The sequence below is a fragment of the Candidatus Erwinia dacicola genome (genome assembly GCF_001756855.1).
Lineage (GTDB): Bacteria > Pseudomonadota > Gammaproteobacteria > Enterobacterales > Enterobacteriaceae > Erwinia > Erwinia dacicola.
In genome coordinates, this window is sequence record NZ_MAYS01000340.1 from 1 (window position 1) to 4442 (window position 4442).

The window sequence follows — 4442 nt, forward strand, 5'->3', positions numbered from 1 at the left end:
ATTATCTGAATTCGCGAGATACAAAAGATGTCCGGAGATGGTGGGTCAAGATCACAAATAGGGAAAAGTGATATTTAATATCAATTATAACAGGTAGTTATGCGGAATTGTCACGTGGCTGTCAACCTTCAGTGCGGCCTTAATGCTGCGAGCTGAAGGTCATTGGCAGTTGCAGAGAGGATCATCAGGCAGGGTTGAAAATATCGACGAAGGTGACATCCAGACCATGATGCTGCGCCAGCCAGTCGCCCAACGCCTGAATACCGCAGCGCTCGGTGGCATGATGCCCGGCGGCGAAGAAGTGCAGCCCCTGCTCGCGCGCGCTGTGGATGGTCTGCTCGGACACTTCTCCGCTGATGAAGGCGTCAACGCCAAACGCCGAGGCATCATTAATATAGCCCTGACCGCCGCCGCTGCACCAAGCAACGCGCTTAATCAGTGCCGGGGCGTTATCCCCGCAGTGCAGCGGCTCACGGCCTAATACCTGAGCAATACGCTGCGCCAGCTGCTCGCCGTTTATGGGGATTCTCAGCTCCCCCCACGGCAGCAGCAGAGCGATCTCGCCTTTGACGTCGATATCGAACATCTTCGCCAGCAGCGCGTTATTGCCCAGCTCAGAGTGACCATCCAGCGGCAAATGCCAGCCAAACAGGTTGATATCGTTGGCCAGTAGCGTTTTCAGCCGCTGGCGCTTTATGCCCTTAATCGCCGGGGCTTCGCTCTTCCAGAAATAGCCGTGATGCACCAGCACTGCATCGGCCTCTAAGCGCACTGCCTCGTCGAGCAGCGCCTGGCAGGCGGTTACGCCGGTCACCACTTTTTTAATTTCGCCCCGCCCTTCAATCTGTAATCCATTGGGGGCGTAATCTTTAAAATTTTCGGTGTTAAGCAGTTGGTTAACCAGCCGTTCCAGTTCAGTATTCAGCATAATTAGTCCGTCTGTTTGCATGCCGCTTCAAAAGCGTCCAAGGTTTGCAGGCGTGCCTGTTTATGTTCCACTATTGGCTGCGGATAATCGAGGGTTTGCTGATTTTTCTTTGCCCACTTGTGCGGCTGATGGATATATTTCTCCGGCACATCGCGTAGTTCCGGCAGCCAGTGGCGAATAAATTCACCGCTTTCATCGAAGCGTTCGCCCTGAGTCGTGGGGTTAAAAATGCGAAAATAAGGTGCAGCATCGGTGCCGGTAGACGCTGCCCACTGCCAGCCGCCATTGTTTGCGGTCATGTCGCCATCAATCAGCTGCGTCATAAAATATTGTTCACCCGCGCGCCAGTCGATCAGCAGATCTTTTACCAAGAAACTCGCGGTAATCATGCGCAGGCGGTTATGCATCCAGCCCAGCTTATTAAGCTGGCGCATCGCAGCATCGACGATCGGGTAGCCGGTTTTCCCCAGCTGCCACGCCTTCATCCCCTCGGCATCGTCGCGCAATTTGGCACCGCGCGGCCAGCGGGTAAAGGGCTGATGACGGCACAGCGACGGGTAAGCCACCAGCAAATGACGGTAAAACTCGCGCCAGATAAGCTCGTTAAGCCAGACAAACACTTTGCCGTCCTCCAGTCTGCGCAGATGCTGCTTCAGCAAGCGGTGCAGGCACTGACGTGGCGACAGCACGCCTGTCGCTAGGTAAGCCGACAGGCAGCTGGTGCCGTCAAGCGCCGGAATATCACGCTGTGCATGATAGTGTGTCACCGGGGTCTGGCAAAATTCGCGTAGCCGGGCAATGGCGGACTTCTCACCGGGAGCAAACAGCGCGCTGTCGATATCCTCACGCGGATAGTCGAACGCTTTCAATCGGCGGGGGGTGGTTACTGCGCCTTCCGCACGACAGGCTGGCGCCGGTAGACATTCGGGCAGTCCTTCCTGTAACCGCTTCACGAAGGCTTTACTGAAAGGCGTGAAAACTTTGTACATCTCGCGGCTGCCGGGCGGCAGCAGCAAGCTGTCGTTGAAGCCCTGTACCATCACCTCGTCTTCAAACAGCGTGCTTTCTACCGCAGCATCGCGCTGGCGCTCATTAACCTCGTACTGATAGTTGTAGAACAGGCGGTCAACCTTGTGCTCTTGACAAAATTGCCGCAGTAGCGAAACGGAGGCGTTGAAGTCGGCGCACTGCTCAAGATGCAGTGGAATACCTTTTGCCGCCAGCAACTGCTGGAGTTCCTGCAAGCTTTGCCAGATAAACTCCGCCTGTTTGGGTGCCATATGGTGCGACTGCCACTGCCCGGGTGTGGCGATAAACAGGGCAATAACCCGTGCATTGTCAGAACGACAGGCGGCGTACAACGCATGGTTGTCGTTGATGCGCAGATCGTTGCGCAACCAGATCAGATGAGTTGTCATAATGCTCCCTGAAATTATTGTCCGTACCGCAGGTGCAGTGCTTCCGGATAAGGCGCAAAGTAACGCTGTTCGGCCAGCCACGGATGCGGGTATTCCACCATATAGTGTTGAAGCAGGGATATCGGTGCCAGCAGCGGCTGCAGGCCCTGACGGTAGTGATCGATCAGCTTCGCCAGCTCCTGGCGCTGGGCTGAAGTCAGCTCACGGCGGAAGTAGCCCTGCACATGCATCAATACGTTGGTGTGATTGCTGCGCGTCGCCTCATGCTTCATCAGGTCCATCAGGTGCTGGCGATACTCCAACGCAAAATCTTCCAGCGATTCCCACTGGTCTATTTTGGCGACGAACGGGCCAATCTGACGGTAGGCAGGCTGTGAATGAGCCAGCAGCAGCAGCTTGTAACGGGTATGGAAGGCCATCAGTTTGGCGCGCGTCAGGCCGCTGCTCCACAGCTGGTTAAACTCGTGCAGGGCATACACCCGCGCAACAAAATTCTCGCGCAGGTTGGGATCGTGCAGGCGTCCATCTTCTTCCACCGGCAGCCACGGCATCCGTGCCATCAGCTCTCGGGTGAATCGATGGACGCGTACCCGCTCCATACCACAGCTGGAAGATTTAGCGCAAACGATATAGCCGCAAAGATGGTGCAGGCGATGGACTTTTTCGGCAGAGAATGCCTGCATCTCCTTGGTGACCGAATCCGTTTGGTCGTTACTGAAGTACACGGAGATTTCTCCACCCTCCTCCGTCAGGCGCAGTGCCGGACGCGGGGTTGGCAGGCCAATTGCCATTTCAGGGCAGGCGGGCTCATAACGCATAAACGGTGCCAGCTGCTCGGCAACAAAAGCATTGTGTTTATGGCCGCCATCGAAGCACACTTCCTCGCCCAGTAAACAGGCACTGATACCTACCGGAATTTTTTCGCCCATAGTTATACAATCTCTAAAGCTATGTACAACTTTTAATGTTGCGGAAAAAGCCCGACGACAGGCAAAAAAACGTCGATAAGCGGGATTTTAGAAGAAATTTCGGGGTTAGCCTTCTTTTCCGATCAATCCGAAAAATCACAGGAATTCGCACTCTGCGGCTTCTGACTGCGCCAGCCAGACTGGTCGCTGGTTTTTACCCATACGCGGTGCAGATAGCTATAGAAACGTGCGCGATCGCCACGGAATAACATCACCGGCAGGGCCAGCACACCACAAACCACGATGGTCGCACGACGCATGAAAATCCGTGTGGGTGAACAGTTGTGATAAAGACTCATACGTCCTCCTGAATAATCGCTGAAAAGATACCGTGTGTAATCTGACTAAAATAGTAGCGCTTCTGGTGTGATTTTACTACTGGTTCAACCACTGTTGGCGAAAAAGCACATTAAATTCAGCTCGACTGAAATTTAGTTACATTTTTGTTAAAATAGTATCGTAATTAGCACGATTAAACCGACTCTGTTAACTACGCAGGTGATTGCGAACTATCACAGACGCTCTGCCCACTTTTTGCTAAATTAGCTGCTATTAAGCGGTTAAGCAGCAGGGACAACGTGGCCACCATTCTGATTGTTGAAGATGAAAAGAGATCCGCCGTTTTCTGCGCGAGGCGCTGGAGGGGGAAGAATTTTGTGTGGTTAATGCAGACACGCTGAGCCAGGGTCTGATTGAAGCGGCAACGCGCAAGCCGGAGCTGACAATCCTCGGTCTCGGTCTGCCGGACTGTGACGGCAGCCAGTTTATCCGTGAGATCTGTCAGTGGAGCAGCATGGCGGTCATCGTGCTGTCTGCCCGCAGCGATGAGCAAGATAAAATCGCAACACTGGATGCTGGGGCCGATGATTTTCTCACCAAGCCTTTCGGCGTGGGTGCGCGTGGCGCTGCCCCACCGTCTGCCTTAGGGCAATGACAGCCTCAGCGCACAGGTCAATTTTTTGGGCAGCGTTAGCGTGGATATCGCCGCCCGTCGCGTTACCTGTCACGGTGAAGATCTGCACCTGACGCCAATAGAATTTCGCCTGTTGGTCTGTAGTGGTCAACTAATACTGGCCACAGCATTAGACTGTAAGTAGTACAGCCGCTCAGATTCGTTGGGCGTCAGAC

4 protein-coding genes and 1 pseudogene are annotated in these 4442 nt (G+C 54.2%); 1 reads left to right on the forward strand and 4 read right to left on the reverse strand.

Translation table 11 applies throughout. The annotated features are described in order from the left end of the window. Nucleotides 1–184 precede the first annotated feature (184 nt). The 4 genes from BBW68_RS09825 to BBW68_RS09840 form a co-directional block, all read right to left on the reverse strand. Nucleotides 185–928, reverse strand: coding sequence for a type 2 GTP cyclohydrolase I (locus tag BBW68_RS09825; RefSeq protein ID WP_070135221.1), 744 nt, complete (start codon nt 926–928; stop codon nt 185–187). A gap of 2 nt (nt 929–930) precedes the next feature. Further along, the gene (gene phrB, locus BBW68_RS09830; RefSeq protein WP_070135222.1) at nt 931–2346 is read right to left on the reverse strand and encodes a deoxyribodipyrimidine photo-lyase; all 1416 of its coding nucleotides are present in this window, start codon (nt 2344–2346) and stop codon (nt 931–933) included. A gap of 14 nt (nt 2347–2360) precedes the next feature. Further along, nucleotides 2361–3275 (reverse strand): YbgA family protein, encoded by a 915-nt coding sequence (locus BBW68_RS09835; protein WP_070135223.1) that lies wholly within the window; start codon nt 3273–3275, stop codon nt 2361–2363. Nucleotides 3276–3397: 122 nt separating this feature from the next. Then, entirely contained in the window at nt 3398–3613 is a 216-nt protein-coding gene (locus BBW68_RS09840) for a DUF2517 family protein (RefSeq protein WP_070135224.1), read from the reverse strand. 279 nt (nt 3614–3892) lie between these two features. On the opposite strand from BBW68_RS09840, the pseudogene BBW68_RS09845 reads away from it, so the two are divergent. Further along, nucleotides 3893–4363 (forward strand): annotated as a pseudogene (locus BBW68_RS09845) (response regulator); the annotation flags it as partial. Nucleotides 4364–4442: the final 79 nt, after the last annotated feature.